The organism is Methylorubrum salsuginis (assembly GCF_900114375.1).
Classification (GTDB): Bacteria; Pseudomonadota; Alphaproteobacteria; order Rhizobiales; family Beijerinckiaceae; genus Methylobacterium; species Methylobacterium salsuginis.
The window spans coordinates 1-26,360 of sequence record NZ_FOSV01000035.1 but is presented as its reverse complement, the minus strand read 5'-3'; the positions used below and the strand labels follow the sequence as shown (position 1 = coordinate 26,360).

Below are 26,360 nucleotides of genomic sequence, written 5' to 3'. Positions count from 1 at the left end.
AGGCGGTGTTGGTGGCCGAGGAATCGACCGAGAGCCAGTTCTGGCCCGACGAGGTCGAGGAATCGGCGGTCGAGCGCATCTTGTCCTGGATCGCCTTGATCTCGGTCTGGACCTTGGCGCGGTCCACGCCCGGCTGCAGCGCGGTCTGCAGCTTGGCGCGCATGTTCTGCAGGTCGGACAGGACCGAGTTCAGGCCGTTATAGGCGGTGTCGACCGCCGAGGAGCCGAGGCCGAGGGAGTCCTTCACGGCCGACAGCGAGGCGTTGTCGGTGCGCACCGTGGTGGCGATCGACCAGTAGGCGGCGTTGTCCGAGGCGGCCGAGACACGCTGGCCGGTCGAGACGCGGTTCGAGGTCGCGTCGAGCTGGCTGTTGATGCCCTTGAGGGTCGTCAACGCCGTCATGGCGGAGGTATTGGTCAAAAGGCTGGTCACGGAGAGACTTCCGGCAAAAGGGGACAGGGAGGGTTCGTGGAACCGGGCTCACACCGGTGCGGCGTCACCGGCTCTCCCAAAGAGCCGTGGCGGCCCCCGCAAGGCCCGTCCGCGCCGCGCATCACACCTCCGGACTCGCACCGGATCGGCGGGACGGACATCATGTCCCTGAGCCTCGAAGAGACCCACCCGCCGGCCTGTTCTCGGACGAAGTCGCCGCCTTCGCGGCGCCTCGTCTCGATGTCGCGAAACTGGCGGGGTCGCGTTACGAAGCACTTAAGCAGACGAGGCCACCCCCGTCCCGCCGGAAATGCTCCACAAAAGGATATAACACGGGGACCGACTGTATAAGACTCGCGACTTGCGGTGGACACGCAGTCATCGTGGGAGAAGTCGTTAACCTTCGCCCGTCGCGGGTGCGTGCGGGTGCGGCCTTAGCCCGACGCGCGAACCGCCGAGCGGCTCGGGCGTTGGCGCAGCGTCGAACCCTGCCGAGACGAACCCTCATGCCCCGCTGCCTCGTCGCCCTGCTGTTCCTCGCCGTCGCGGTGCCGGTCGCGGCCCAGGCCGGGCCGGCGCAGGATTACACCTTCGGCGAGCAGCGCTTCCGCAACGCCTGTCCGCCGCCGCTGAAATACGCCGCGGGCGCCTGCGTGCGCCGCTGCCCGGCCGGCTATCAGGCGACCGGCCGGTTCTGCCGGTTCCGTAGCATGCGCCGCTGATTGTCACCGTCGGATCCGGGCGCGGCTTGCGCGGGGCGCCGCCCCGTGCAACTTTTCTCGCGTCCGATACAGACGATACGGGAGAGCCCAGGCCGCTCGCGAGAGGGGTTATGGCGCCGACGGAGCAACCACCCCCGGAAACTCTCAGGCACAATCACCGTATCGTTGGACAATCTGGAGAGAGGCGCCGTCCGGCGCCCACCGAAGGAGAAACCTCAAGGCTCGTAAGGGCCTGAGGGAAGCTCTCAGGTAACCGCGACAGATGGGGGCACCTCGCTCGGGCATCCGCCCTGGCGAGAGCCGAACGTCGTGGAGTGCCCGATGAGCCCGCTCGCCGCCGGGGCGTCGCCCCCTGCCGCCGCCAAACCCGAAACACCAAGCCTCGCCCGCACGCCGCTGCACGCGCTGCATCTGCGCAACGGCGCCAGGATGGTGCCGTTTGCCGGCTATGAAATGCCGGTGCAGTACTCCGCCGGGCTCATGGCCGAGCACCGGCACACCCGCGCTTCGGCCGGGCTGTTCGACGTGTCGCATATGGGCCAGATCGTGCTGACGCCGCGCTCGGGCGAGGCGGACGACGCGGCCCGCGCGCTGGAAGCCCTGATCCCGGTCGATCTGCTGGGGCTGCCCGAGGGGCGCCAGCGCTACGGCCTGCTCACCGATCCGAGCGGCGGCATCCTCGACGACCTGATGGTGGCGCGGCTCCCCGGCCGCCTCGTCGTCGTGGTCAACGCCGCCAACAAGGCGGCGGACCTCGCGCATCTGCGGAAGCATCTGCCGGAGGGCATCGCGGCCGAACTCGTGCCGGGCGGGCTGATCGCCTTGCAGGGGCCGAAGGCCGCCGACGTGCTCGGGCGCTTCGCCGACATCGCCACGATGCGGTTCATGGACGTGCGCGAAGTCGCGATCCTCGGCGCGCCCTGCCTCGTCAGCCGCTCGGGCTATACCGGCGAGGACGGGTTCGAGATCGCCATGCCCGAAGACCGCGCCGAGGAGATCGCCGAGGCGCTGCTGGCGGACGCGTCCGTGCTGCCGGTGGGCTTAGGCGCCCGTGATTCCCTGCGGCTGGAGGCGGGGCTGCCGCTCCACGGGTCGGACATCGATCCCGGCACTTCGCCGGTCGAGGCCGGGCTCGCCTGGGCGATCTCGTCGGCCCGCCGCCAAGGCGGGGCCCGCACGGGTGGGTTTTTGGGCTCTGAGCGCATTCTGTCCGAACTCGCGCGCGGACCGGCCCGGCGCCGGGTCGGGCTGCGGCCCGAGGGCCGGGCGCCGGTCCGGGCCGGGGCGCCGCTCTTCGCGGAGGAATCGGGCGGCGCGCCCGTCGGCCGCGTGACCTCCGGCGGGTTCGGGCCGAGCCTCGGCGCGCCGGTCGCCATGGGCTTCGTGCCGACCGCCCTCGCCGCCCCCGGCACCCGCGTCTTCGCCGAACTGCGCGGCGCGCGGCTGGCCGCCATCGTCGCGACGCTTCCCTTCGTCCCGGCCGGCTTCAAGCGCGGCTGATCTTTTCCCTTTCGTCTCAGGAGACCCGACCCATGCTGCGTTTCACCGACGAGCACGAATGGCTGCGCCTCGACGGCGACACCGCCACCATCGGCATCACCGCGCACGCCGCCGAACAGCTCGGCGACCTCGTCTTCGTCGAGCTGCCGAAGGTGGGGGCGAAGCTCACCAAGGGCGAGGCGGCGGCGGTGGTCGAATCCGTCAAGGCGGCCTCCGACGTCTACGCCCCGCTCTCCGGCACGGTGACCGAGGTGAACGAGGCGGCCGTGAGCGATCCCGCTTCCATCGGCGGCGACCCGCAAGGGGCGGGCTGGCTCTACCGGCTCAAGCTCGACGACCCGGCCGACATGGACGCGCTGATGGACGAGGCGGCCTACGCGGACTTCGCGAAGTAAGGCCGTCCCCTGCCCTCCCCCCGCGGATTTCGGGCTTGCCCGAGAGCCGCAAGACATCTGCTCAAGTCGGGCAAGACCGACTTGGGTGGGGGAAGGTGCCTCGCGGATGCGAGGCGGGAGAGGGGGCGACGCTTCCGGCGAGTTCGCGTCGAGGGCGGCCAAGCGGCGCCGTCGCTCCCCTCTCCCGACCCCCTTCGGGGGCCACCCTCCCCCGCAGAGGGGGGAGGGAAGACGCGCGGCTATCGTGTCGCCCCACAAGGATTTTTCCCATGAAATACGATCGTCACGATCCCTTCGACTTCGCCGCACGGCGCCATATCGGCCCGAAACTCTCCGAGATCGACCAGATGCTGGAGACGGTCGGCGCGGCATCACTCCACGCGCTGATCGACGAGACCCTGCCGCCGGACATCCGGCAGGCCGAATACATCGATTTCGGGGTCTCGCTGACCGAGCGGCGCTCGCTGGAAAAGCTCCGGGCCACCGCCAACAAGAACAAGCTCCTCGTTTCGCTGATCGGCCAGGGCTACCACGGCACGACGATGCCGCCCGCGATCCAGCGCAACATCTTCGAGAATCCGGCGTGGTACACCGCCTACTCGCCCTACCAGCCGGAGATCAGCCAGGGGCGGTTGGAGGCCCTGCTCAACTTCCAGACCATGGTCTGCGATCTGACCGGGCTGGACGTCGCCAACGCCTCGCTCTTGGACGAGGCCACCGCGGCGGCGGAAGCCATGGGCATGGCCAAGCGGGTGGCGAAATCCGACAAGACCGCGTTCTTCGTCGATCGCGACTGCCTGCCCCAGACCCTCGCGGTGCTGAAGACCCGCGCGGCGCCGCTCGGCTGGGAGATCGTGGTCGGCGATCCCTTCGCGGATCTGGACCCGGCCGCGGTGTTCGGGGCGCTGTTCCAGTATCCGGGCGTCAACGGCGCCATCCACGACTTTTCGGACTCGATCGCGGCGCTTCACGAAGCCGGCGCTCTGGCGGTCGTCTCCGCCGACCCGCTGGCGCTGACGCTGCTCAAGCCGCCGGGCGAGATGGGGGCCGACATCGCGGTGGGCTCGATGCAGCGCTTCGGCGTGCCGATGGGGTTCGGCGGCCCGCACGCCGCCTACATGGCGACCCGCGACGCCCATAAGCGGGCCCTGCCGGGGCGGATCGTCGGCGTGTCGGTCGATGCCCGCGGCAACCGGGCCTATCGCCTCGCGCTCCAGACCCGCGAGCAGCATATCCGCCGCGAGAAGGCGACCTCGAACATCTGCACCTCCCAGGTGCTGCTCGCCGTCATCGCCTCGATGTTCGCGGTCTATCACGGGCCGGCGGGGCTGAAGGCGATCGCGCTGCGCGTCCACCGCGACGCGGTTCGGCTCGCCGAAGGCCTGGAAAAGCTCGGCTTCAAGGTCGAGCCCAGGGACTTCTTCGATACGATCACGGTGGAAGTCGGGCCGTTCCAGGGGGTGATCCTGCGCAGCGCCGTCGAGAACGGGGTGAACCTGCGGAAAGTCGGCGAGGACCGCATCGGCATCAGCGTCGATCAGCGCACCCGCTCGGACATCGTCGAGGCCGTGTGGCGCGCCTTCGGCGGCACGAGCCTCGCCTACGACGAGGCCTATCCGACCCCGCGCTTGGCCCAAGCGCTGGAGCGGACCTCCGCGTACCTGACGCACCCGATCTTCCACATGAACCGGGCCGAGAGCGAGATGACGCGCTACATGCGCCGCCTCGCGGACCGCGACCTCGCGCTCGACCGGGCGATGATCCCGCTCGGCTCCTGCACGATGAAGCTCAACGCCACCGCCGAGATGCTGCCGGTCTCCTGGCCGGAGTTTTCGGAACTGCACCCGTTCGTGCCGGAGGATCAGGCGCTGGGCTACCGGGAACTGATCGACGATCTCTCCCAAAAGCTCTGCGCGATCACCGGCTACGACGCGATCTCGATGCAGCCGAACTCGGGCGCGCAGGGGGAGTACGCGGGGCTGCTGGCGATCCGCCGCTATCACCTCGCGCGGGGGGAGGCGCACCGCACGGTCTGCCTGATCCCGTCCTCGGCCCACGGCACCAACCCGGCCTCCGCCCAGATGTGCGGGATGAGCGTGGTCGTGGTCGGCGCCGACGCCCAGGGCAACATCGACGTCGAGGATTTCTCGAGGAAGGCCGCGCAGCACGGCGAAAAGCTCGCGGCCTGCATGATCACCTATCCGTCCACCCACGGCGTGTTCGAGGCGCGGGTGCGTGAACTCTGCGACATCGTCCACGCCCAGGGCGGACAGGTCTATCTGGATGGCGCCAACCTCAACGCCATGGTCGGGCTGGCACGCCCCGGCGACATCGGCGCGGATGTCAGCCACCTCAACCTGCACAAGACCTTCTGCATCCCGCACGGCGGCGGCGGGCCGGGCATGGGGCCGATCGGCGTGAAGGCGCACCTGATCCCGTTCCTGCCCTCCGACCCGCGCTTAGGCGAGGAAGGCGCGGTCTCGGCCGCCCCCTTCGGCTCGGCCTCGATCCTGCCGATCTCGTGGAGCTACTGCCTGATGATGGGCGGGCGCGGGCTGACCCAGGCGACCCGCGTGGCGATCCTGAACGCCAACTACATCGCCAAGCGGCTCGAGGGGGCCTACCCGATCCTCTATTCGGGCCGGGGGGGCCGGGTCGCGCACGAATGCATCGTCGATGTCCGGCCGTTCCAGAAGAGCGCGGGCATCACGGTCGAGGACATCGCCAAGCGCCTGATCGATTGCGGCTTCCATCCGCCGACCATGAGCTGGCCGGTCGCCGGCACGCTGATGATCGAGCCGACCGAATCCGAGACCAAGGCCGAGATCGACCGCTTCTGCGACGCCATGCTGGCGATCCGGGACGAGATCCGCGCCATCGAGGACGGGCGGATGGACCGGGCCGACAACCCGCTCAAGAACGCGCCCCACACGGTGCAGGACCTGATCGGCGCCTGGGAGCGGCCCTATTCGCGGGAAGCCGCCTGCTTTCCTTCGGGCAGCTTGCGGATGGACAAGTATTGGCCGCCGGTCAACCGCGTCGACAACGCCTATGGCGACCGAAACCTCGTCTGTTCCTGCCCGCCGCCGGAGGCCTATGGCGAGGCGGCGGAGTAGAATCACGCGACAGGCCGCCCCCGCGCCAATCGTTAACGGAGCATGACCGACCCCATCGACAGTTTATTCGGCAACGATGCCGATTTGACACGGACGGATGCTTGAAACGGTTCCGCGAGCACCGTAGACCATGATCCGCGACCAGACGGCCGGGCGCCTCGAGGCTTTGCCCGGCCGTTTTCGTACGCAAGACGACAATATCGGCTGCGACGATAGCGTCTTTCAGACGAATCGCTTCACGCAGAAAACGAAGAACCGGGTGTGACGACAGTCGCCCCGGCATCATCGAAGGGGGCTGAACATGGCGGGACCGACATCCGGTAAGGACAATCTGGTCGGCACGGACGGGAACGACTACCTGTACGGGCTCGCGGGCAACGACACGCTCACCGGCGGATTCGGCGCCGACACGCTCAGCGGCGACGACGACAACGACATCCTCTACGGCGGCGCCAACAACGATTACCTGCTGGGCGGCAACGGCAGCGACCGGCTGGAGGGCGGCGCGGGCAGCGATTACCTCATCGGCGGCGCGGGCGCCGACACGGTGTTCGGCGGCGAGGGCGACGACACCGTCCTGGTCGCGGGCCTCGCCGATGCGCGCGGCGACGTGCTCGACGGCGGCACGGGCGTCGACACCGCCAGCTTCGACCTGGCGAGCACGACGACCGCGCTGACCTTCAAGGCTCTCAACGCCAACCAGAAGACGAGCTTCGTCGGCGCGACGCTGACCGGATTCGAGCGGTTCACCATCACGGCCGGATCCGGCAACGATTCGCTGACCGGCGGACGCTTCAACGATGTCTTCTCCGGCGGGGCCGGCCAGGACACGCTGTCGGGCGGCGCGGGCAACGATTCGCTTCAGGGCGGCGCCGGCCGCGACACGCTCAAGGGCGATGCCGGCAGCGACTACCTCGACGGCGGGGCCGACGACGACGTGCTCCAGGGCGGCGAGGGCAACGATTCGCTGCAGGGCGGCCTCGGCAACGACCGGATCGACGGCGGCGCCGGCAACGACTACGTGATCGTCGTCTCGAACGGGCCGAAGGGGCCGGTCGAGAAGGACGTGATCGTCGGCGGCGCCGGGCACGACACGCTCAATCTCGGCTTCGGCCTCGACACCAAGGGCCTCACCCTCGATTTCGGCACCGGCAGCTTCACCCTCGCGGGCGGCACCACCGTCAGCGGCTTCGAGCAGCTGAGCTTCACCGGCGGCTCCGGCCAGGACAAGGTCATCGGCAGCGCCTCGTTCGACTATCTGTCGGGCGGCGAGGGCAACGACACGCTCTACGGCCGCGGCGGCAACGACTACATCACCGACGGCCAGGGCGCCGACGGCCTGTTCGGCGAGGACGGCGACGACACCTTCACCATGGTGCCGAACGGCGGCTTCACCCCGGGGCCGGCGAACTTCGTCTACGACAAGGACGCCGTGAACGGCGGCAACGGCTTCGACACCGTCTACTTCGGCGCGCCGGGCGGAGCGCCGGGCACCGGGACGGCCCAGTCGGTGGTGCTCGATCTCGCCAACCAGAAGAACAACGCCGGCTTCATCAAGGGCGATGTCTACGCCCGTATCGAGAAGTTCGTCGGCACGACCCTCGACGACGTGATGCGGGGCGATGGGGCGGCCAACACCTTCGACGGCGGCGCGGGCGACGACGTGCTGAGCGGGGGCGCCGGCAACGACGTGCTGATCGGCGGCCAGGGCTCGGACACGATGACCGGCGGGGCCGGCAACGACGTGTTCGACCTCTCCGAGTACGCCGCGCAATACTACCCCGGCGCGCCGGGCGGCTTCGGCGGCGGCTTCTACGGCGACACCAAGGGCGACGTCATCACCGACTTCGCCGCCGGACAGGACAAGCTCCGGCTCGATGTCCGCGCGCTCCTGGAGGGCGAGACCGCCAAGGTCACGGTCGAGAGCGGCGCCGGCAGCGCCGCCAAGGCGAGCGGCCCGGTCCTGCACTTCGACACGCAGGCGCGCGAGCTGTGGTTCGACTTCGACGGCAAGGGCACCGACTTCGACGCGGTCCACCTCGCCACGATCACCACGCTCGCCACGCTGAAGGCCTCGGACGTGCTGTTCGTCTGATCCGCGCGCGAGGTGGCACGGCAGACCACCGCGTTTGACAACCGCCCCGGCCTCCGCGAAGGCCGGGGCATGTCCGCCCCCGGCCTTCACCCGCTCTGGCGCCCCTATACCCAGATGAAGTCGGCCGCCCCGCCGCTGGAGGCGGTGGCGACCCGGGGCTCGCGCATCGTGCTGGCCGACGGGTGCGAGCTGATCGACGGCATCGCCTCGTGGTGGACCGCGGTCCACGGCTACAATCATCCCCACATCGCCGCGGCCGTGGCCGACCAGCTCGGGCGGATGCCGCACGTGATGTTCGGCGGTCTCACCCATGCGCCGGCCGAGCGGCTGGCGCAGCGTCTGACCGCGCTGCTGCCGGGCGCGTTGAATCACGTCTTCTTCACCGATTCCGGCTCGGTCGCCGTCGAAGTCGCCCTGAAGATGGCGGTGCAGCTCTGGCTCAACCGCGGCGAGACCGGCCGCACCCGCGTGCTCGCCTTCCGCGGCGGCTATCATGGCGACACGATGGGGGCGATGTCGGCCTGCGACCCCGAGGAGGGCATGCACCGACGCTTCGGCGCCTACCTGCCGACCCAGGTTTTCTGCGACTTGCCGCGCGACGCGGAGCGGAGTGCGGCCCTCGACGCGACGCTCGCCCGGCACCGCCACGAACTCGCCGCCGTGATCGTCGAGCCGCTGGTGCAGGGGGCGGGCGGCATGCTGACCCATCCGCCCGAGGTGCTCGCCACGGTGGCCCGCCTGGCCCGCCGCCACGGCCTGCCGCTCATCGCCGACGAGATCTTCACGGGGTTCGCCCGCACCGGAACCCTGTTCGCCTGCGAGCAGGCGGAGATCGTGCCCGACATCCTGTGCCTGTCGAAGGCGCTGACCGGCGGCACCCTGGCGCTCGCCGCCACGGTGGCGACCACCGAGATCTTTTCCGCGTTCTGGTCGGACGATCCGGCGGCGGCCCTGATGCACGGGCCGACCTTCATGGCCAACCCGCTGGCCTGCGCAGCGGCCAATGCGAGCCTCGACCTGTTCGAGACCGAGCCGCGGCGGGCGCAGGCCGCCGCCATCGCGGCGCGGCTGGAGGCGGGCCTGCGCCCGCTGGCCCGCTTGGCCGGGGTGCGCGACGTGCGGGTGCTCGGCGCTATCGGCGCCGTGCAGTTCGCCCAAGCCCCCGACCTCGCGGCGCTGAAGAGCCGCCTCGTCGCTCGCGGCGTCTGGGTGCGGCCCTTCGGCGACATCCTCTACCTGACCCCCGCCCTCACCGTGCCGGACGACGACCTCGACCGGCTGATCGCGGCGGTGGCGGCCGAGACCGAGGCCATCGCCGCCGCCCTCGCGTGACGATCGCGTCCGGACGGCACGCCCGTACGGCCCGGCGCGAAGAGCGCGGCGCAGGCGGCCTGCGCCGAGGCGTCGAGCGGAGCGCAAGCCCGAGCCCAAACCCAAGCCGAGGCCGCCAGCGGCTGAGGCCGAGCCTAAAGACGCCGGGAAAGAACCTTGACCCCGCAACACGCGCGCGGGACCCTGCAACCCGCGGCGGGGTTTCCCGTTGGATCATCGCGGCCCCTGGGATGTTCCATCGCCGGAAACGGACAAGTCTGCGAACAACTTGGGTCGTTGGGGGCAATCGGGGAGAGCCAGGTGGCGAGCCAGATCGAGACGACGAATCCGCAAGACGACCGCTCGGGCGACCGCCCCGTCATCCTGTTGGTGGAGGACGAGGCGCTGACCATCATGGATCTCGGCGACGTGCTGGAGGATGGCGGCTACGACACCGTGCAATGCGCCTCCGCCGAGCGGGCGCTGTCGATCCTCCAGACCCGGCCGGACATCTGCGGCCTCGTCACCGACGTGGAATTGTCGGGCCGCGTCAACGGCTTCGAACTCGCCACCTCCGTCGCCCAGGCCCGGCCCGAACTGCCGATCCTGATCGTCTCCGGCCGCGCCGCCCCCGATCCCGACCGCATGCCCGCGGGCGCGCAGTTCATCGCGCGCCCCTGCGCGGGCGAGGACATCTTGGCCCGCCTCAAGGGGCTGATGCCGACCTGCTGAGACCCATCGGCGCTGATCCCGCCGCATCGCCGATCGCCCCCGCGACGGCGGTGCGGCAGGCGTCCGCCGGACGCCCGGACGCGGCGGGGGCCTGCGGCACGGCCGGGCGGCCCTCCCCTTCATCCGGGTTTCAGGATCGCCCCGGCACAACGGCGCTCCCTTCCGCCGGACACCGACACCCCGTGAGCAGCATCAGCGTCGTCACGCTCAACAAGGGGCGCGAGGCTCATCTCGCCCGCCTGATCGAGGGGCTCGCCCGCGGGCCTGCGCCGACGGAATGCATCGTGGTCGAGATGGGGCGCGCCCCCGCGCCCCTGCCCGAGACGCCGTTCCCCTTACGCCGGGTGGCGCTTCCGAGCGACGGCCTGCCGCTCGCCGCCGCCCGCAATGCCGGGCGCAAGGCGGCGCGCGGCGAAATCCTCGTCTATCTCGATGTCGATTGCATCCCCGCCGCGGGGCTCGTCGCCGGCCTCGCCGCGGCGGCGCAGGCGCATGACGCCCTGGTCTGCGGGCCGATCCGCTACCTGCCGGCGGGCGCCGTGCGGGACGGCTGGAGCGAAGCCGACCTGATGCGCCTCGGCCACCTCCACCCGGCGCGCGATTTCCCCGAGAGCGGCGTCGTGCAAACCGAGAATCCCGGCCTGTTCTGGTCGCTTGCCTTCGCGGTGCGGGCCTCGACCTGGGACCGGCTCGGCGGCTTCGACGAGGGGTTCGACGGCTACGGCGCCGAGGACACCGACCTGGCCTTCCGCGCCGCCGAACACGGCGTGCCGGTGCTGCTGGCCGGCGTGCCCCCGGCCTTCCACCAGCACCACCTATCCTGCGATCCGCCGCTCCAGCACTTTGCCGACATCGTCCGCAACGCAAGGCGCTTCCGCGCCCGCCACGGCCTCTGGCCGATGGACGGCTGGCTCGACGCCTTCGCCGGCCTCGGCCTGATCGCGCCCGAGCGCGAGCCCGACATCACCGTGCTGCGCCCGCCAGATGCCGACGAGATCGCGGCGGCCCGGGTGCCGGCGGAGCGGCCGTTCTGATCGCCGGATTCTACCGTCCGGACTCCGGCCATTCCATGTCGAGCCGCAGCCGCGTGCGGAACAGGACGGCGCCGGCCTCGTCGCGGATTTCGGCGGCGATGCAGCGTTCGTGCTCCCGCAGCATCGCGGCGCAGCGGCGGGGGCCTTGGACCGCGTCGCGGGCGAGCGCCGGGAGCAGGGCGACGGCCGCGGCACAGGCCTCGCCCAGGTCGGCGAATTCCAATCCGTCCTCGTCGCGGGTGAACGTGTCCCCGTCCACGACATCGATGTAGAGGAGCATGGCCGCTTCCTCGAGGGTTGACGAACACACTGCGCCGTCGCGTCTCCGGCGTCCTTAACCTTTCCGGGATTGCGGCGATCGGTACGGTAGCGGTCTATTCCCCGGCCGGGGCGTCGAGCCCGGCCCGGTCGGAGAGGCGCAACCAGTTGCCCTTCAATTCCACCACGCCGGAGCGGCGCAGGTCCTGCAGCACGCGGTTGACGTGGACGGTGCTGGTGCCGATGCACTCGGCCATGTCCACCTGCGTCAGCGGCAGCGGGCCCTCGTTGCGGCCCGCCAGCCCCACGGCGTGCATCCGGTCGACGATCTCGCGAAACAGCCGCACCAGCCGCTCCGTCGCCAGCAAGATGCCGAGCGCCGTCAGCCATGCGCGGCTGCGCGCCTCCGCCTCCAGCTTGGTGCGCCGAAACGCCAGCGCGACGGCGGGCCGGGTGGCGATCAGCTCCTCCAACACCGCCCGCGGCACCCGGGCGATCCGGCACGGCGAGAGCGTGGCGATGCCGTGGTCCCAGCATTCCAGATGGGCGAGGTCCGGGTCGCACAGGTCGCCGGGCAGCAGGAGGGCGAGGATCTGGCGGGCGCCCGAGGCGCGCTGGACGTAACGGGCGGCGATCCCCTCCAGCACGAGGAAGGCGGTGTCCGCCGGCTCGCCCTGGCGCACGAGATCGGCATGGGCGGCGACCGCCGACTCGCGCACGGCAAGATGGGCGAGCGCCGCGAGATCCTCCCCGGAGAGGGGGACATGCGCCCCCAGCCGCAGGCTCAAGGGGCCGGCCATCCCGTCGAGGGGCTTCTGCGGGACGCCCAAGCCGGCGGCGGAATAGGAATGCGGGCCGATCATCGGCCGCTCCGCACCGGCCGCAGCCCGGCAACGGTCAGGTCCGGCCGTACATTCCCAGGACCGCGTCCAACATATGCTGTATTGAAGTCAGGCACGCGAAGAATTGCCAAGCCCAGACCGATCATGAAATCGTGTTAGCCGACCGGAACGACAGCGGGAATAGGCTAGCAGGCTTTGGTCCGAAACCGTACAAGGGCCCTCGGCGGCGCCTCGAAACGGACCTGAACGCGATCGGCCGTGTCCGGATGTCCGGCGCGGCCTACATGAAGGTCATCGTCTGCCGAACGATTGGGGCGCAGGCGGCTGGGAGACGGCGTGCGCTCTTGCCCTCAAGGAGCCGCGCCATGCCCCGACCCCACCCGTCCGGCCCCCGCAACCGCCTCCTCGCCGCCCTGACGGCGGAGGATTTCGCCCGGCTCGGGCCGCATCTGGAGCCGGTGACGCTGGAGATTCGCCAGATCCTCGTCAGCGCCGACCGGCCGATCACCCACGCGGTGTTCTTCGAAGAAGGGCTCGCCTCGCTGATCGCCGATACCGGCGAGGGCCGGGTCGAGGTCGGCCTCGTCGGCTACGAGGGCATGATCGGCGTGCCGCTGCTGCTCGGCACCGACCGCACGCCCCATACCGGCATGGTGCAGGCGGAGGGCACGGCCCTGCGGATCGAGGCCGCGGCGCTGAGCGCGGCGCTGGAGGCCAGCGCGCGCCTGCGGCGCGTGCTCGGGCGCTACGTGCAGAGCCTGATCGTGCAGGTCGGGCAGACCGTCTACGCCAATGCCGACCAAACCATCGAGGGGCGCCTCGCCCGCTGGATCCTGATGACCCAGGACCGCCTCTGCCGGGACGAACTGCCGCTCACCCACGAGTTCATGGCGACGATGCTCGGCGTGCGCCGGCCGGGGGTGACGACGGCGCTCCACATCCTGGAAGGCGCCGGGCTGGTGCGGGCGCGGCGCGGGCGCGTCACCGTGCTCGACCGGGAGGGCCTGACCGAATGCGCGGGCGGCGGCTACGGCCCGGCGGAGGCCGAGTACGAGCGGCTGATCGGGGAAGGCTGATACGGTTTCCGCCCCGCGCGGCCCTTGAGCGAAGCCCCAATCCGCCATCCCGAAGGGATCGACCGGATTTGGCATGAGGCCGTTTCGCGCGGGCAGAGCCGTCCCGGACATCGGATCCGGGACAGGCTCCGGGGTCCTGTGCGGCATCGTCTTTTTCGCGCGTGCCGGACTCCCGCTTTCGGGGCGATGCGCTACGGCTCCGCCCGCTCGTCCCGGTCGCGGCGCAGCGGGCCGATCAGGCGCTCGTACTCGGCCTCCGCCGGGCCGTAGGCGGGGCCGGCGGCCTCGATCAGGCCGCGGCGGTCGAGCACCCGCACCCGCCCACGCTGCGCCCGCACCAGCCCGGCGCCTTCCAGCATCTGCAGGGCGACGGTGACGGTGGGCCGGCGCACGCCGAGCATCATCGACAGGAACTCGTGGGTGACCGAGAGGTCGTCGCCGTCCTGGCGGTCGTGGTACATCGCCAGCCAACGGGCGAGCCGCTCCTCGGCGGGCGCACTGGCGTTGGCGAGCGCCGTCTGCGCCGTCTGGACCAGGAAGGTCTGGGTGTAGCGCAGGATCAGCAGGCGCAAGGAGGCGCTGGCCTCGATCGCCCGCGTCAGCGCCTCGGCCTCGATCCGCAGGCCCGTGCCCGACACCTGCATGAAGGTCTGGTGCGGCACCCGGTTGCTGCCGAGCGCAAGCACGGTGCCGACGAGCCCGTCGCGCCCGTAGAGTCCGATCTCGACCCGGCTGCGCTCCTGCAGGCTCGCGATCACCGAGCACAGGCCGGTCTCGGGGAACACCGCATGGGTGATGGGCTGATCGGGCTCGATCACCACCAAGCCGACGGGCAGATCCACGGGCTCCAGATGCGGCTGCAGGAGCGCGAGATCGTCGGGCCCGAGCCGGGCCAACAGTCGGTTCTGGTAGGTCGTGGGAGCGTTCAAGGGTGTTGATCGGGAACTGAGCGGGAGAAACACCCCGGCGCATATCCGATTGGCGGCGGAAGGCGACGGGAAAATGCATTCTCGCGAAGAAGGGTCCGAAATCGGACACTTCGCGATGTCCCGTCATTAACATGGTTAGTCGTAAAGGATATTGAACCAAGGCCGTAATTTGCGGCTCGGTACGATAGCGTACAAAGCATAGCGTTGAGTATTACAGCGACTGCGGTATTTGCGGGTATAGCGAGGGCGGCGCCATCAATGGATGCAACAGATGATCTCCGCTGTTACGAGGCGGGCCCGAGGTAATCCGGTGCGCGTGTGTCCGAATAGGCACGGCAATCGAATGGATGCGAAGGGATTTAAGAATTAATGTTCGATTAAAGCCAAGTGCTCGGCTCGGCTGCCGGCAATCGACCGCGACGCTTACTGCCTTTGTTTGCCGAATCCTCCCGACTCATCCCGTGGTAACTCGGCAATGCGAGGGCCACGAGGAGGGTTCGGGCCGGCGACGGTCGGACCACGCGCTCAGCCCCGGCACAACGCGTCGATCGCCGCCGCCGTGCGGGGCAAGGCGTCGGGCTCGGCCAGCGCGCGGATGCGGGCCGGGTCGAGGGCGAGTCCTTGCGCGATCAGCGCCGGCCAAGCGCCTGCCTCCGGCAGGCCGGGGTGGACGAGGGCCGCGCCGAGGCGGGCCAGCCCCTCGGCCTTGGCCTCCTGCTCGCCGTAGGCGCGGGGCTCGGGCAGGCAGAGGAAGCGCTTGCCTTGCGCGGCGACCGCGGTGACGAGGCCGTCGCCCGCGCCGCCGACCACGAGGCTGGCCGGCGCGAGGTGCGGGCGCACGTCGCCGACCCAGCCGTGAAGGTGCAGGTTCCTCGGGCGTTGGCCCGAGCCGGTCACGGGCCCGAGTACGTGCCAGTCGCGCTCCGGCATGGCGGCGGCAGCCTCGCAGAGCCGGGCGTGGTCGCCGCCCTCGCCGCCGCGGCCGAACACGACGACGATGCGCCCGTCCTCGGGCTGAGCCGGCACCGGCTCCGCGCCCAAAAGCCCCGAAAAGATCGTCTTGGCGCGCACCCAGTCCGGCACGTCGCCGCCGTCGAGCGCTTGCGGAAACGGCGCCAGCAGACGGCTCGCCGCGCGGAAGGCTTCGAGATGAGGCGTGTCGGTGCGCGTGCCGGAGAGGCGCACGACGAGGCTCGGCACCGAGAGGAGCCGGGCGAACAGCGCGACCTCGCAGGACACGTCGACGATCAGCAGCGCCGGATCGGTCTCGGCGGCCCAGGCCGCGATCCGGCTCATGCGGGCGCGCAGGCCCGGATGGTTCAGCGGGGCGTAGTGGAAGGCCTCGGGGCGGCTCGCCGTGCCGTCCCGCCCGTCGAAGGCCCCCGTCATGCGGTCGTCGGGCAGGTCGAGCACCGGGCCGGGCGCGGCCGAGGTATCGATCTCGGAAAACGTGCCCATCAGCGTGCAGGGCCGTCCGAGTTCCCGGAGCGCGCCCGCGAGCGCCACCGCCCGCTGCCAATGCCCCGCGCCCTGATGGTGGACGTAGTAGCCGACCGGCCGCGTCACGCCGCGGCGTCCTGCCGGAGGTCGGCGGCCAGGGCGTCGAGCTCGGCGAGCGCCCGGTCGAGGGGGCATTCCGGGGCCGGCGGATCGTGGGGGGCGAGGCGGGCGAGCGTCCGCTCGACGAAGGCGATGTCGTTGGGGCAGTCGTGCAGGATCGCGGCGCGGTCCTGCGTGCTCAGGCCGAGATCGGCCAGAGCCCCCGCGGCGGCCCCCTCGCGCCAGTGCCGGCGCAGCCGCGCGCGCCGCAGCACCGCATCGCGCCAGAACCCGGCGGTCGGCAGGCGATAGGCCTCGCCGTCCTGGACGACGCGGGCGCGCCGCAGCATCTCGACGGCCATGCCGCCCTCGGCGCGGCCTGACGTGCGGGCCGAGACCCGCACCGAGACGGCGGGGCAGTGGCGCAGGCGCCCGCCCGCCCGCTGCACCGCGGCGACCAGGGCGTTGTCCTCGCCCCGCGGGATCGCCGGCAGCCCGCCGACCGCACGGTAGAGCGAGGCCCGGAGCGCGAGGCTCCCGCCGGTATGGTCGCCGTGGCGCGGCGCCGGATCGTGCGGCGGCGGATCGAGGGCGTCTTCCAGGCGGCGCACGCCGGCCCAGTAGCGCTCGACCTGCGCGTGGAAGGCGGCGAGCACCGGATCGGCCGCGCCGTCATCGTCGATGACGAGGCGTCCGCCGACGATCTCGGCATGCTCGAGCGCGGCGAGGTTGGCCGCGACCCAGGACGGATCGAGCCGGGCGTCGGCATCGGTGGTCAGCAAGACGCCGTCCGGCGCGCCCCCGGCCTCCAGCCAGTCGGCGCCGGCATCGAGCGCCCGGCGGCGCGCGGTGCCGACATGGGCGTCGGCCCCCGTGAACGTCGCCTCGATCAGGCGCAGGTCGATCGTGTCGAGCCCCAGGTCGCGCACCGCCGCCGCGGTGCCGTCGGTGCAGTTGTTGGCCACCACCACCACCCGCAGGCGGTGGCCCGCCGAGAAGCCGTCTTGGACGGCGAGGGCGGCGAGCAGCCGCGGCAGCCGCTCGACCTCGTTGCGGGCCGGGACGCAGACGACGGCCGGGCCGGGACGCGGGGCCAAGGTTGCCGACATGGCTCAGGCGATCAGGCGTTCGAGGACGGGCGCGCGGGGGCGGCGCGCGGGGGCGGCGCCGAACAGGACCTCGCGGTAGAGATCCTCGTAGCCGTCGGTCATCACCTCGGCGTCGTAGAGCGTCTCGGCGCGGCTGCGGCAGGCGCGGCGCTCCAGCCCGACCGCGCGGGTGATGGCGCGGGCCAGATCCTCCACGTCGTCGGCCCCGGCCAGCGCGCCGGACCAGCGATCGACGATGTCGGGGATGGCCCCGCGGGCGAAGGCGGCAACCGGGGTGCCGCAGGCGAGCGCCTCGGCGACGACGAGGCCGAACGGCTCCTCCCAGCGCGGCGAGACGATCGCGGCCCGCGCGCCCCCGAGCTGGCGGGCGAGGTCGGCGTGCGAGAGGTGACCGACATAGTCGACGCCCTCGCCGAGCCGCGGGGCGATCCATTCGTTCCAGTAGCGCGGGTTCGGCTGCGGGCCGGCGAAGCGGAGCGGGATGCCGGCCTTGCGGGCGGCGTCGATGGCCAGATGCGTGCCCTTCTCCGGAACGATCCGCCCGCTCCAGAACACGTAGCCGGTGGGATCCGAGGCGGGGCTGAAGGCGAAGGTCGAGAGGTCGATGCCGTTGCCGACGATGCGGGCGTTCGGCGCCAGCTCGGCCCATTCCTGCGCCAGCGAGGGCGAGACCGCGGCGAAGATCATGCCGGGCTTGGCCGCCACCACGCCCTCAGTCAGCGAGTCGAAGGGCGGCGTGTGCAGCGCCGTCACCATCGGGGCGGCCAGATGATGGCTCGCCTTGAGCGGCAGCGGGTGCAGGCTGTTGTTGTGGATCACGTCGAAGCCGCCGCGATCCACCATCTCGACGATCCGCTCGTAGGCCGCGTGCTCGGCGCGCGCGATCCGCTCGAAGGCGACCGGGTCGCCGAGCGCGTCGCCGGTCGGCGGGCAGACCGGATCGGGCACCAGCAGCGGATCGGAGCCCTCGGAGGCGAACAGCGTGACCCGGTGGCCGCGCCGCCGCAACGCGCCGGCGAGGTGATGCGTGTGCATCTCCAAGCCGCCGAGATAGGGCTGGCCGATCGGGAACTTGAGATGGGCGATGACGGCGATCTTCAAGGGAGGCGTCCGGCGTCGGCGTTTCGATGGGCGGGCCGCAGGGACTCCTACGGCCAGGCTTCACGCCCCACCATCGCTCGCGCCGTTCGAACGTTGGATGAACGGCGAATTCAGGGAATGGCAGTTTTTCTCCATGCCCGAGGCCGGATCGGAGGCCGCAGGTTCGAAGCCTCTTTGCGCCCCCTCACGTCCCGCCCTCGAGCCACGCGATCATCCCCCGCGCTGCCGCCCGGCCGCTGGCGAAGGCGGCCTGCAGCAGATAGCCGCCGGTCGGGGCTTCCCAATCGAGCATCTCGCCCGCCGCGAACAGGCCGGGGCGGGCCCGCAGCATGAAGCGCGCGTCGAGTTCGCCGAAGGTCAGGCCGCCGGCCGTCGAGATCGCCCGGGCGATCGGGGCCGGGGCCGTCAGCCGCAGGGGAGCGGCCTTGATCGCCGCCGCGAGGGCGCCGGCCTCGCCCGGCAGGGCGTTGGCATGGGCCTCGCGCAGGAGGGCGGCGGCGACCGGATCGAGGCCCGCCGCCTTGCGCAGGCGCGTCGAAAGGCTCTCGCCGGGGCGCGACGTGCCGAGTTTCCTCGTGAGGGCGCCCGCATCGAGATCGGGCCGCAGGTCGAGCACCAGGGTGGCGCGGCCCGCCCGCTCCACCGCCTCGCGGATCGGGCGCCCCAGCGCGTAGATCACCCCGCCCTCGATCCCGCCCGCGGTCACCACCGCCTCGCCGCGGGCCGCGTCCTCGCCGATCCGGGCCGCGATGCGCTTGAGCGGGGCGCCGGCGAAGCGTTCCGCGACCTGCGCCGACCAATGGGCCGACCACGCGACGGCAAAGCCGACATTGGCGGGCTTGAGCGGCGCCACCGCGAGGCCGGCGGCCTCCAGAAGCGGCACCCAGGCCCCGTCGGAGCCGAGGCGGGGCCAGCTCGCCCCGCCGAGCGCCAGCAGCGCGGCACGCGGACGGACGGTGTGCGGCCCCTCCGGCGTCTCGAAGGTCAGCGTGCCGTCCGGGCCGAGCGCGGTCAGGCGATGGCGGGTCCGGATCGCGACGCCGCGCTCGGCCAGTCGCGCGAGCCACGCCCGCAGCAGCGGCGAGGCCTTGAAGCTCTCGGGAAACACCCGCCCGCTCGACCCGACGAAGGTCGGCTGGCCGAGCCCCTCGCACCAAGCCCGCAACGCCTCCGGCGGCGTGGCCTCGATCGCCGCCGCGAGCGCGGGCTGCCCCGGGTGGTAGCGCGCGAGGAAGGCCGGCAGCGGTTCGGTGTGGGTCAGGTTGAGCCCGCCGCGGCCCGCGATCAGCAGCTTTCGCCCGACGGACGGCATCCGCTCGTAGACGGTGACGGGAAGCCCCGCCCCGGCCAGGGTCTCGGCCGCCATCAACCCCGCCGGCCCGCCGCCGACGATGGCGATGCCCTGTGAGCCGCCGCTGCGATCCGTGTTCATACCGTGCGGGAGGCCCCGCGGCGGCGCGTCTGTCAAGCGGATCGCGAGAAGACGTGATCGCGGATCGTCGCGGCCGGCCCTTGAATCGCCACGACCGGCTCTCTAACTGCGCCGTATCGGCTGCGGGCCCCTCTGGCGGGATGCGCGGGCGTGCCTCTTCGCGACGCTTCCCTCGAGCGGAAGCCCCTCCACCGGCCGACGGCCCCGTGGATGCGATCGCCCGGGGGCCGCACCGGCGCTTCACGTGATGTCGGAGCCGATGCTCTCCCTCCGGCAGAAGCATCAGGTCCCGGCACCATGGACTTCCTCACTTACGCGTGGCTCGGCAAACCCGTCTGGATGTGGCTGGGCTTCCACGGTCTCGTGGCCGGCCTGCTCGCCTTCGATCTCGGCCTGCTCCACCGCGACAAGAACCACGAGATCGGCGTGAAGGAGAGCCTGCTCCTCACCGCCTTCTACTTCACCCTCGGCCTGATCTTCGGCGGCTGGGTGTGGTGGATGCTCGGGCCCCAGGCCGGCCAGGAATACGTCACCGGCCTCGTGATCGAGAAGTCGCTGTCGATGGACAACGTCTTCGTCATCGCGGTGATCCTCACCTCTCTCGGCGTGCCGCGGGCGGCCCAGCACCGGGTGCTGGTCTGGGGCATCCTCGCCGCCGTGCTGCTGCGCGGGCTGATGATCGGCCTCGGCTCCGCCCTGGTGCAGCAGGCGCACTGGGTGCTCTCGGTCTTCGCCGTGTTTCTCCTCTATATCGGCCTCAAGATGCTGTTCTCGAAGGAGGACGAGGAGAAGGACGTGCGCGACAGCGCCTCCTTCCGCCTGCTCAAGCGCTGGGTCCGCATCACCGACGAGCCGCACGGCCAGCACTTCGTCGTCCGCAAGCCCGATCCCGAGACCGGCAAGCCCGTGCGCTGGCTGACCCCGCTGGCGGTGGCGCTCGTGCTCGTCAACGTCGCAGACGTGATCTTCGCCGTCGACAGCGTGCCGGCGATCTTCGCCATCACCACCGATCCGTTCATCGTCTACACCTCGAACATCTTCGCGATCCTGGGGCTTCGCGCGCTCTACTTCGCACTCGCAGCGATGGTGGACCGCTTCGCCTACCTGAAAACCGCGCTGGCCTTCATCCTCCTGTTCATCGGCGCCAAGATCATCGTGGCCGACACGCTCGACCTCGTGCATCTGCCGCCGTGGGTGTCGCTCGCCGTCACGGTCGTCCTGCTCGCCGCCGGCATCGCCTACAGCCTGTGGCGCACCCGCGGCGAGGGGAGCGAGGGCGCGCAGGGCGAGGCGGCCCGCGGAAAGGCCGCGCACGGGAATTGACCCGATCCGGCACGGGCCCGCCGGCCTTTCGAAAGCGGTTCGTTCACGATCCCGCGCGATGATGGGAACAGGCCGGGGAACCGGTCGCGTTCCCCTCGCGTTCGACGGCCCACGACCATGCGGCGTTTCCTGACGAGCGGCATCAAGGCGATCCTGGCCATCGCCGTGCTCTCCACCGCGGCCCATTGGGCCCTGCGCCTCCAGCGGGAGCCCGCGGCCCCCGCGCTACCCGTCGCGGCGGCCCTGCCCGATCCGGTCAGCACGGGCTCGATCGCGCCGCGCAGGAGCGCGTCCTTCGCCGACGCCTCGGTGCAGACCGCGAGCGCCGACGGCTTCGATCAGGAGCACCTCGCCAAACTGATGGCGGGCGCCTCCGCCGCCAAGGCGCAGAAGGCCTCCGCCAAGCGCTGAGCCGGACACGAAAAAACCGCCGGCCGTCGAGACCGGCGGCTTTCCCGTTCCGCAAAAGAATCAGGCGGCGAGCTGGCGCGGTTCGTGGCGGCCTTCCTTCACCTCCTCGATGATCTTGGCGACGAAGGCGTCGAGATCGTCCGGGTTGCGGCTCGTGACGATGCCGCCGTCGGTGACGACCTCCTTGTCGACCCAGTTGCCGCCCGCGTTGATCACGTCGGTCTTGATCGACGGAAACGAGGTCAGCGTACGGCCCTTGGCGGCGCCGGTCTCCACGAGGAGCCAGGGCCCGTGGCAGATCGCGGCCACGACCTTGCCGTCGGTGAGGAAGCTGCGGATCACCTCCAGGGCCTTGGGCTCCAGGCGCAGCTTGTCCGGGTTGATCTGCCCGCCGGGCAGGACCAGCGCGTGATATTCGGCCGGATCGACGCTCTCCAGATCGAGATCGACCGGCACGTCCTTACCCCAATCGGTCTTGTCCCAGCCCTTGATCGCGGCCTTGGACTGACGCGATTGCGGGCTGGCGACGTGGACCTGGGCACCGGCCTGCTTCAGCTTGGCGTGCGGCACGGTCAACTCGCTCTCCTCAAAGCCGTCGGTGGCGACGATGAGGATCTTTGCCTCGCGGATATCGGGCATGTTCGGCTCCTGAACGGTTCGGGTATGCCGGGCCAACCTCCCGACGCCCGGCCGGTTCCTGCGGCCATTCTCCGCCAACGATGCCGGAACCCGCATCGGCAGAGGGTGTTGGACCCTCACGCCCCGCAACCACGAGCCAGAGGAGGCCCGATGGCCAATCCCGGCATTCCGACCCCCGATCCGACCCCCGGCGGACCGCTTCCCGGCGATCTGCCGCCGCCACCCCAGCCGGACGACCAGCCCGATATCGGCCCGACCGGCCCGCGTTCCCCCTATCCGGTGGACGAACCCGGCATCGGCGAGCCGCGCGGACCGGGCTCCGAGCCCGACTACCTCCCCGGCGGCCCGACCGATCCCGGCATCCGCATGTGATCGATCCTCGGTGATCGGCCTCCGACCGCCTCTATCCTCACGGATGGAGGCGGTCGTTTGCCGAGGAGGACCCTTCGAAGCGCTTCTCTTGCTTGTCGTCCGGATCTCCGGCGTCGGCCCGAAAGGTGGAGACCGGCGTTCAGGGAAAAAGCCGTGACGGCACGGAGCATCGAGAGCCGCCCGATCCGATACCGATCGGCGATGATCCCGAATCATCGCCGATTGCCCCCGCGACGGCGGGGCGGCGGGCGTCCGCCGGACGCACGGAAGGGGACCATCGGTCCTGTTCCGTGCCGCTTGGTATGAGATCCAAGCCGCATCGGCCGCCCTTCAAGGCCTGAACGCGGTGCGGCGACTTGATCGTTTGTTACTTTTCGGACACAGATCCCCGACCACCGCCCCGTATCCCCGGCTGCGCGGTCCGACACCCTTGCGTTGCCGAAATCCCCGTCGGACAACCCTTCATCCGTCCGCAGAGACGGCATGTCGGGGGCATCCTTTCATGATTCGCCAGTGTTTGGCCGCCGCGCTCGTCGCGGCGGGGGTATCGGCGTGCGGCAGCATCACGCGCGGCACGTCGGAGACGATCACGTTCACCTCGGCCCCCTCGGGCGCGGCGATGACCACCTCGACCAACCGCAGCTGCCCGACCACGCCCTGCTCCCTCGACATCCCCCGTTCGGAAGAGTTCGACGCCACCTTCACCCTGCCGGGTTACCGGTCGCAGACGGTGCCGGTGCGAACCAAGCTCGTCGGCTCGGGCGCGGCGGGTTTCGCCGGCAACGTGCTGGCCGGCGGCGTGATCGGCATGGGCGTGGACGCCTATAACGGCGCCGCCTTCGACCACGTGCCGAATCCGGTCATCGTCACGATGGTGCCCGAGGCGCTGCCGAGCGCCGCCCGCACCCGCGGCCCGCGCCGCGGCCGTCCGGGCGTCTGATCCGGTCGCCGGCTTTCCGCCCCGCGCCGAAGGGCTGGGGCGGACCGCGGAGACACTCAGTGACCGCCGTGGGACGCGCGCACGTCCCGCGGCGCCGCCAGGATCTCGCTGAGGCTGGTGGCCACGTGGCGGGCCTCCTCGTCGGTCAGGCGGAGCTGGAACGGCGGCAGGGCGCCGGCCTGGAGCGCGACCACCGCCTGGCCCTGCTCGTCGGTGCCGACCTCGATCGCCGAGGAGGTCACGTCGAGCATGGCGATGTCCTCGTCGCCGTCCTCAGGCAGATCGACCTCGTCGCCGTCGTCGATCGCGGTGAGGAGCTGGCCCACGGCGCGCACGAGCGCGCGGGCGGCGCGGGCGTCCATCACCACCGCCGTCGACTGCTCGTCCTTCTGGAACGAGAGCTGGATGTTCGCGCCTTCGAGGGAAACCGAGATGCCCGCCATGAACCGCCCGACTACGATGGGGAGGCGCCCAGGATAACCGCCTGGACGCTCACCCTTATATGCACCCGCACCGGGCTTTGTCACAGGGTGGGAGCATGCGCGCGGACGCCCACCCGGGGCGGGGCCGGGTCGCGCCTGCGGCGTCCCTGCCGGCCGGAACGGGCCGATCCGCCTTGTTAAGGCCGCATCGAGAGCCTAAATAGGGACATGACGGGAGCGGCGGCGTTCACGCCGCACGCTTTCCACGGCTCGCATCCCGTCTATCCGTACATCGGCGGATGAAACGACGCGCTCGCTGCGCGCATATGCTTGCGTCTGCGTTTCAGCGAGACCGAATGAACGAAGGAAGTTTTCGTGGATACTGGTACTGTCAAGTGGTTCAACGAGACCAAGGGCTACGGCTTCATCCAGCCGGATAACGGCGGCAAGGACGTGTTCGTCCACATCTCCGCCGTCGAGCGCGCCGGCCTGCGCAATCTCGTCGAGGGCCAGAAGGTTTCCTACGAGGTTCTGACCGACAAGCGCAGCGGCAAGGACGCTGCCGGCAACCTCCAGGCGGTCTAAGACCCGCCACGGGGACGGCTCGGCCGTCCCCTCGACGACGCGGCCCCCGCCCACTTTGCCGAGCGGGTGCCGCCTGACGACACGCGACATCAACGACAATCAGAAACGACACCGGCCGGCCCACGGGGTCGCGGACATCCGGTGAGAGAAAGTACAGACAAGAAAATGCAATTCGAGTTCCGGCGCCATGCAGGCGCCCGCTCGCCCGTCACCGACGCGGCGACCTTCCGGGTGGACCGTCTGATCGAGACCGCGGCGCATGTCCCGGCCGATCTCAGCCACCTGATCGATTCCTCCTACGAGTACCATTCGCCCCGCGAATTGCGCTGGCACCTCGCCGAGCGCCTCGGCCTCTCGCCCCGCGCCGTGCGCCTGAGCGAGGCGGGCTAGATGTTCGGTCCCGGCATGTGGTGGAGCGGGTTTGACCTGAATCTGCTTGGCTCGGCGGACCATGCTTTGCAGATGGCCTCGTAGGGCGTGAGGCCACGCAGGGTCTTGAGGCGACGGCCAAAGTTGTAGGCGCTGACGAAGTCGGCCAGATGGGCGCGGAGCTGCTCGTGGCTGTCTAGGGGTAGCGCTTGACCGTCGCGTCCTTGATCGTGCTGTTCATCCGCCCAACCTGACCGTTGGCCCAGGGGTGACGCGGCTCGGTCAGGCGATGATCGATATCATTTCGGGCGCAGGCGGACTCGAAGCTGTAGGCTCGAAAAGTCTCGCCGGCCTCAATCGCTTCCTTGATGATGGATGCGGCCGAGGCAACGTTGCCGGGTGTTGTGAAGTGGGTGCCGTTGTCGGTGAGTACCGTGTGCACCCTGTAAGGCACGGGCCTCAATCAGATACCGGAGGAAATCGCCTGCGACCCGTCGAGTCGCTTTCTCGTGCAACTCGACGAAGGCGAACTTGGTCGTACGGTCGATGACGACAAGTCGGTAAGCCGCCCTTCCGCCGTGTGGACCTCAGCCAGAACGATGTGGAAGTAGCCGAGCGGGTAGGCCTTGAAGCGCGACCGATTCGGCTTGCCGCCATCGACCTCGGGCAATCGGCTGATTGTCTGGTTGCGCAACGTCGTTGGGGCTTGGCGCGTTGTGCGATCAAGGCCTACGCGTGGCGGTTCGAGGGGGTGCGCCGCCTTGCTGCCCAAGGCGGGCTCGTTGATGCTCGCCATCCATCCCCCAGGCCCGCACCACCCCGGCTGTCCGCGCCGAGATCGCCTGCTCGAACGAGAATTCCGGCGTTCTGGCCAAGCGCTACGGCGTTTCCAGCGAGACCATCCGCAAGTGGCGCAAACGCGGCCCGGATGACTGTCAGGACCGCTCGGCGCGACCCCATAAGCTGCCCTGGCACGCCGGCGATGAGGGCGCGCCATCGTGTACGCGCTCCGCCGGTCCACCGGCTTCCCCCTCGACGCGCTGATCTTCGTCGTCAGTCACTTCCTGCCGCACCGGAACCGGGACGCCGTCCATCGCATCCTCAAGGCGGAGGGTCTCAACCGGCTGCCGCCGCCCTAGCAGACCCGCAAGCCGCACGGCACCTTCGAGGACGACGAGGTCGGCTTCGTGCCTGTCGATGTGAAGCAGTTGCCCAAGCTAGAGCATCGGCCCGAAAGGTGGGAACCGGCTTTCGGAAAAAAAGTCGATGCGGCCCAATAACGGAGAGCATCGTCCTGGATCCGATATCCAGGACGATGCTCTAAGTGAGCTGACCTTGCCCCCTGTTTGCCCCCGCTCATAACCAGAGTCCGTTCTGGTTCTGGTTCTGGTTCTGGTTGGACCGGTTTGCAAACGCGTTCGGGGTGAGCCCGCCGAGGCTCGTGTGAGGGCGGCAGGTATTATAGTCGACCCGCCACGCCTCGATGATGGTCCGGGCCGCCGGCAGGCTCCGGAATAGATGCTCGTTCAAGCACTCGTCGCGCAAACGCCCATTCAAGCTTTCGACAAAACCGTTCTGTTGCGGCTTGCCGGGAGCGATGTAGTGCCACTCGACTGCACGCTCCTCCTGCCAGCGTAGGATGGCGTGCGAGGTCAGTTCGGTGCCGTTGTCCGAG

27 protein-coding genes, 2 pseudogenes and 1 riboswitch are annotated in these 26,360 nt (G+C 70.4%); of the genes and pseudogenes, 17 read left to right on the top strand and 12 right to left on the bottom strand.

Features of this window, described 5'->3' with window-relative positions; genetic code table 11:
- Positions 1-433, bottom strand: a 433-nt coding sequence (locus BM140_RS23685) for a flagellin N-terminal helical domain-containing protein (protein WP_483127904.1), incomplete at its 3' end; no start/stop codon positions are given.
- 506 nt (positions 434-939) lie between these two features.
- On the opposite strand from BM140_RS23685, the gene BM140_RS23680 reads away from it, so the two are divergent.
- From BM140_RS23680 to BM140_RS23645, 9 genes are all read left to right on the top strand, one after another.
- Entirely contained in the window at positions 940-1,155 is a 216-nt protein-coding gene (locus BM140_RS23680; RefSeq protein WP_091951785.1) for a hypothetical protein, read from the top strand.
- 164 nt (positions 1,156-1,319) lie between these two features.
- Positions 1,320-1,427: riboswitch (glycine riboswitch) on the top strand.
- A 49-nt stretch (positions 1,428-1,476) separates the two neighbouring features.
- On the top strand, positions 1,477-2,655 hold the full coding sequence (gcvT, locus tag BM140_RS23675) for a glycine cleavage system aminomethyltransferase GcvT (protein WP_091951783.1): 1,179 nt from the start codon (positions 1,477-1,479) through the stop codon (positions 2,653-2,655).
- Positions 2,656-2,687: 32 nt separating this feature from the next.
- A complete protein-coding gene (gcvH, locus tag BM140_RS23670; RefSeq protein WP_091951780.1) occupies positions 2,688-3,050 on the top strand; it encodes a glycine cleavage system protein GcvH in 363 nt (120 codons plus the stop codon).
- A gap of 269 nt (positions 3,051-3,319) precedes the next feature.
- Entirely contained in the window at positions 3,320-6,166 is a 2,847-nt protein-coding gene (gcvP, locus tag BM140_RS23665; RefSeq protein ID WP_091951778.1) for an aminomethyl-transferring glycine dehydrogenase, read from the top strand.
- A gap of 130 nt (positions 6,167-6,296) precedes the next feature.
- The gene (locus BM140_RS26645) at positions 6,297-6,431 is read left to right on the top strand and encodes a hypothetical protein (protein WP_280142625.1); all 135 of its coding nucleotides are present in this window, start codon (positions 6,297-6,299) and stop codon (positions 6,429-6,431) included.
- Between the two features lie 36 nt (positions 6,432-6,467).
- On the top strand, positions 6,468-8,261 hold the full coding sequence (locus tag BM140_RS23660) for a calcium-binding protein (RefSeq protein ID WP_091951776.1): 1,794 nt from the start codon (positions 6,468-6,470) through the stop codon (positions 8,259-8,261).
- Positions 8,262-8,330: 69 nt separating this feature from the next.
- On the top strand, positions 8,331-9,593 hold the full coding sequence (locus BM140_RS23655) for an adenosylmethionine--8-amino-7-oxononanoate transaminase (protein ID WP_091951774.1): 1,263 nt from the start codon (positions 8,331-8,333) through the stop codon (positions 9,591-9,593).
- 300 nt (positions 9,594-9,893) lie between these two features.
- Positions 9,894-10,304: a response regulator gene (locus BM140_RS23650; RefSeq protein ID WP_091951772.1), complete on the top strand. Its 411-nt coding sequence runs from the start codon at positions 9,894-9,896 to the stop codon at positions 10,302-10,304.
- A 182-nt stretch (positions 10,305-10,486) separates the two neighbouring features.
- Positions 10,487-11,338, top strand: a complete 852-nt coding sequence (locus BM140_RS23645) for a glycosyltransferase family 2 protein (protein ID WP_091951770.1) — start codon at positions 10,487-10,489, stop codon at positions 11,336-11,338.
- Positions 11,339-11,348: 10 nt separating this feature from the next.
- On the opposite strand, the gene BM140_RS23640 is transcribed toward BM140_RS23645, so the two are convergent.
- Both BM140_RS23640 and BM140_RS23635 read right to left on the bottom strand, forming a co-directional pair.
- Positions 11,349-11,618, bottom strand: coding sequence for a DUF6894 family protein (locus BM140_RS23640; RefSeq protein WP_091951768.1), 270 nt, complete (start codon positions 11,616-11,618; stop codon positions 11,349-11,351).
- A 94-nt stretch (positions 11,619-11,712) separates the two neighbouring features.
- The gene (locus BM140_RS23635) at positions 11,713-12,459 is read right to left on the bottom strand and encodes a Crp/Fnr family transcriptional regulator (protein WP_091951765.1); all 747 of its coding nucleotides are present in this window, start codon (positions 12,457-12,459) and stop codon (positions 11,713-11,715) included.
- 344 nt (positions 12,460-12,803) lie between these two features.
- Here BM140_RS23635 and BM140_RS23630 point away from each other — a divergent pair, with 344 nt between their 5' ends.
- Positions 12,804-13,514, top strand: coding sequence for a Crp/Fnr family transcriptional regulator (locus BM140_RS23630; protein WP_091951763.1), 711 nt, complete (start codon positions 12,804-12,806; stop codon positions 13,512-13,514).
- 191 nt (positions 13,515-13,705) lie between these two features.
- Here the strand turns inward: BM140_RS23630 and BM140_RS23625 are convergent, their stop codons facing one another.
- From BM140_RS23625 to BM140_RS23605, 5 genes are all read right to left on the bottom strand, one after another.
- On the bottom strand, positions 13,706-14,443 hold the full coding sequence (locus BM140_RS23625; RefSeq protein WP_091951761.1) for a Crp/Fnr family transcriptional regulator: 738 nt from the start codon (positions 14,441-14,443) through the stop codon (positions 13,706-13,708).
- A 525-nt stretch (positions 14,444-14,968) separates the two neighbouring features.
- Positions 14,969-16,009, bottom strand: coding sequence for a glycosyltransferase family protein (locus tag BM140_RS23620; RefSeq protein ID WP_091951759.1), 1,041 nt, complete (start codon positions 16,007-16,009; stop codon positions 14,969-14,971).
- The gene (locus BM140_RS23615; protein WP_091951757.1) at positions 16,006-17,091 is read right to left on the bottom strand and encodes a glycosyltransferase family 2 protein; all 1,086 of its coding nucleotides are present in this window, start codon (positions 17,089-17,091) and stop codon (positions 16,006-16,008) included. Before BM140_RS23615 ends, BM140_RS23620 begins: the two co-directional genes overlap by 4 nt.
- Positions 17,092-17,094: 3 nt before the next feature.
- Entirely contained in the window at positions 17,095-18,192 is a 1,098-nt protein-coding gene (locus tag BM140_RS23610; protein ID WP_091951755.1) for a glycosyltransferase family 4 protein, read from the bottom strand.
- A gap of 184 nt (positions 18,193-18,376) precedes the next feature.
- Positions 18,377-19,624 (bottom strand): TIGR03862 family flavoprotein, encoded by a 1,248-nt coding sequence (locus BM140_RS23605; protein ID WP_091951753.1) that lies wholly within the window; start codon positions 19,622-19,624, stop codon positions 18,377-18,379.
- A 297-nt stretch (positions 19,625-19,921) separates the two neighbouring features.
- Between BM140_RS23605 and BM140_RS23600 the strand changes: the two genes are divergently transcribed.
- Positions 19,922-20,947 carry a TerC family protein gene (locus BM140_RS23600; RefSeq protein WP_091951751.1) on the top strand — a complete coding sequence of 342 codons (1,026 nt, stop codon included), beginning with the start codon at positions 19,922-19,924 and terminating at the stop codon, positions 20,945-20,947.
- A 117-nt stretch (positions 20,948-21,064) separates the two neighbouring features.
- The gene (locus BM140_RS23595) at positions 21,065-21,358 is read left to right on the top strand and encodes a hypothetical protein (RefSeq protein WP_091951749.1); all 294 of its coding nucleotides are present in this window, start codon (positions 21,065-21,067) and stop codon (positions 21,356-21,358) included.
- A gap of 60 nt (positions 21,359-21,418) precedes the next feature.
- On the opposite strand, the gene BM140_RS23590 is transcribed toward BM140_RS23595, so the two are convergent.
- Positions 21,419-21,997, bottom strand: a complete 579-nt coding sequence (locus BM140_RS23590) for a type 1 glutamine amidotransferase domain-containing protein (protein ID WP_091951747.1) — start codon at positions 21,995-21,997, stop codon at positions 21,419-21,421.
- A 150-nt stretch (positions 21,998-22,147) separates the two neighbouring features.
- Here BM140_RS23590 and BM140_RS23585 point away from each other — a divergent pair, with 150 nt between their 5' ends.
- Positions 22,148-22,369: a hypothetical protein gene (locus BM140_RS23585; protein ID WP_091951745.1), complete on the top strand. Its 222-nt coding sequence runs from the start codon at positions 22,148-22,150 to the stop codon at positions 22,367-22,369.
- Positions 22,370-22,871: 502 nt separating this feature from the next.
- Positions 22,872-23,309 (top strand): translation initiation factor 2, encoded by a 438-nt coding sequence (locus BM140_RS23580; RefSeq protein WP_091951743.1) that lies wholly within the window; start codon positions 22,872-22,874, stop codon positions 23,307-23,309.
- 56 nt (positions 23,310-23,365) lie between these two features.
- On the opposite strand, the gene BM140_RS23575 is transcribed toward BM140_RS23580, so the two are convergent.
- The gene (locus BM140_RS23575) at positions 23,366-23,752 is read right to left on the bottom strand and encodes a hypothetical protein (RefSeq protein ID WP_091951741.1); all 387 of its coding nucleotides are present in this window, start codon (positions 23,750-23,752) and stop codon (positions 23,366-23,368) included.
- A 354-nt stretch (positions 23,753-24,106) separates the two neighbouring features.
- Here BM140_RS23575 and BM140_RS23570 point away from each other — a divergent pair, with 354 nt between their 5' ends.
- Positions 24,107-24,316, top strand: a complete 210-nt coding sequence (locus BM140_RS23570) for a cold-shock protein (protein ID WP_009866236.1) — start codon at positions 24,107-24,109, stop codon at positions 24,314-24,316.
- 165 nt (positions 24,317-24,481) lie between these two features.
- Entirely contained in the window at positions 24,482-24,706 is a 225-nt protein-coding gene (locus BM140_RS23565; protein ID WP_091951739.1) for an AsnC family transcriptional regulator, read from the top strand.
- Here BM140_RS23565 and BM140_RS23560 read toward each other — a convergent pair.
- Positions 24,703-25,379, bottom strand: a pseudogene (locus BM140_RS23560) (integrase core domain-containing protein); the annotation flags it as partial. The gene BM140_RS23565 and the pseudogene BM140_RS23560 sit on opposite strands and share 4 nt — an antisense overlap.
- Positions 25,380-25,483: 104 nt before the next feature.
- On the opposite strand from BM140_RS23560, the pseudogene BM140_RS23555 reads away from it, so the two are divergent.
- Positions 25,484-25,905: pseudogene (locus tag BM140_RS23555) on the top strand (transposase family protein); the annotation flags it as partial.
- A 136-nt stretch (positions 25,906-26,041) separates the two neighbouring features.
- Here BM140_RS23555 and BM140_RS23550 read toward each other — a convergent pair.
- Positions 26,042-26,360: integrase core domain-containing protein (locus tag BM140_RS23550; RefSeq protein WP_131803945.1), on the bottom strand; the 319-nt coding region annotated here is incomplete at its 5' end.

Coding starts and splice junctions, on each gene's coding strand:
- BM140_RS23680 (WP_091951785.1), top strand. CDS start 940: ATGCCCCGCTGCCTCGTCGCCCTGCTGTTCCTCGCCGTCGCGGTGCCG.
- gcvT (WP_091951783.1), top strand. CDS start 1,477: ATGAGCCCGCTCGCCGCCGGGGCGTCGCCCCCTGCCGCCGCCAAACCC.
- gcvH (WP_091951780.1), top strand. CDS start 2,688: ATGCTGCGTTTCACCGACGAGCACGAATGGCTGCGCCTCGACGGCGAC.
- gcvP (WP_091951778.1), top strand. CDS start 3,320: ATGAAATACGATCGTCACGATCCCTTCGACTTCGCCGCACGGCGCCAT.
- BM140_RS26645 (WP_280142625.1), top strand. CDS start 6,297: ATGATCCGCGACCAGACGGCCGGGCGCCTCGAGGCTTTGCCCGGCCGT.
- BM140_RS23660 (WP_091951776.1), top strand. CDS start 6,468: ATGGCGGGACCGACATCCGGTAAGGACAATCTGGTCGGCACGGACGGG.
- BM140_RS23655 (WP_091951774.1), top strand. CDS start 8,331: ATGTCCGCCCCCGGCCTTCACCCGCTCTGGCGCCCCTATACCCAGATG.
- BM140_RS23640 (WP_091951768.1), bottom strand. CDS start 11,618: ATGCTCCTCTACATCGATGTCGTGGACGGGGACACGTTCACCCGCGAC.
- BM140_RS23635 (WP_091951765.1), bottom strand. CDS start 12,459: ATGATCGGCCCGCATTCCTATTCCGCCGCCGGCTTGGGCGTCCCGCAG.
- BM140_RS23630 (WP_091951763.1), top strand. CDS start 12,804: ATGCCCCGACCCCACCCGTCCGGCCCCCGCAACCGCCTCCTCGCCGCC.
- BM140_RS23615 (WP_091951757.1), bottom strand. CDS start 17,091: ATGTCGGCAACCTTGGCCCCGCGTCCCGGCCCGGCCGTCGTCTGCGTC.
- BM140_RS23605 (WP_091951753.1), bottom strand. CDS start 19,624: ATGAACACGGATCGCAGCGGCGGCTCACAGGGCATCGCCATCGTCGGC.
- BM140_RS23600 (WP_091951751.1), top strand. CDS start 19,922: ATGGACTTCCTCACTTACGCGTGGCTCGGCAAACCCGTCTGGATGTGG.
- BM140_RS23595 (WP_091951749.1), top strand. CDS start 21,065: ATGCGGCGTTTCCTGACGAGCGGCATCAAGGCGATCCTGGCCATCGCC.
- BM140_RS23590 (WP_091951747.1), bottom strand. CDS start 21,997: ATGCCCGATATCCGCGAGGCAAAGATCCTCATCGTCGCCACCGACGGC.
- BM140_RS23585 (WP_091951745.1), top strand. CDS start 22,148: ATGGCCAATCCCGGCATTCCGACCCCCGATCCGACCCCCGGCGGACCG.
- BM140_RS23580 (WP_091951743.1), top strand. CDS start 22,872: ATGATTCGCCAGTGTTTGGCCGCCGCGCTCGTCGCGGCGGGGGTATCG.
- BM140_RS23575 (WP_091951741.1), bottom strand. CDS start 23,752: ATGGCGGGCATCTCGGTTTCCCTCGAAGGCGCGAACATCCAGCTCTCG.
- BM140_RS23565 (WP_091951739.1), top strand. CDS start 24,482: ATGCAATTCGAGTTCCGGCGCCATGCAGGCGCCCGCTCGCCCGTCACC.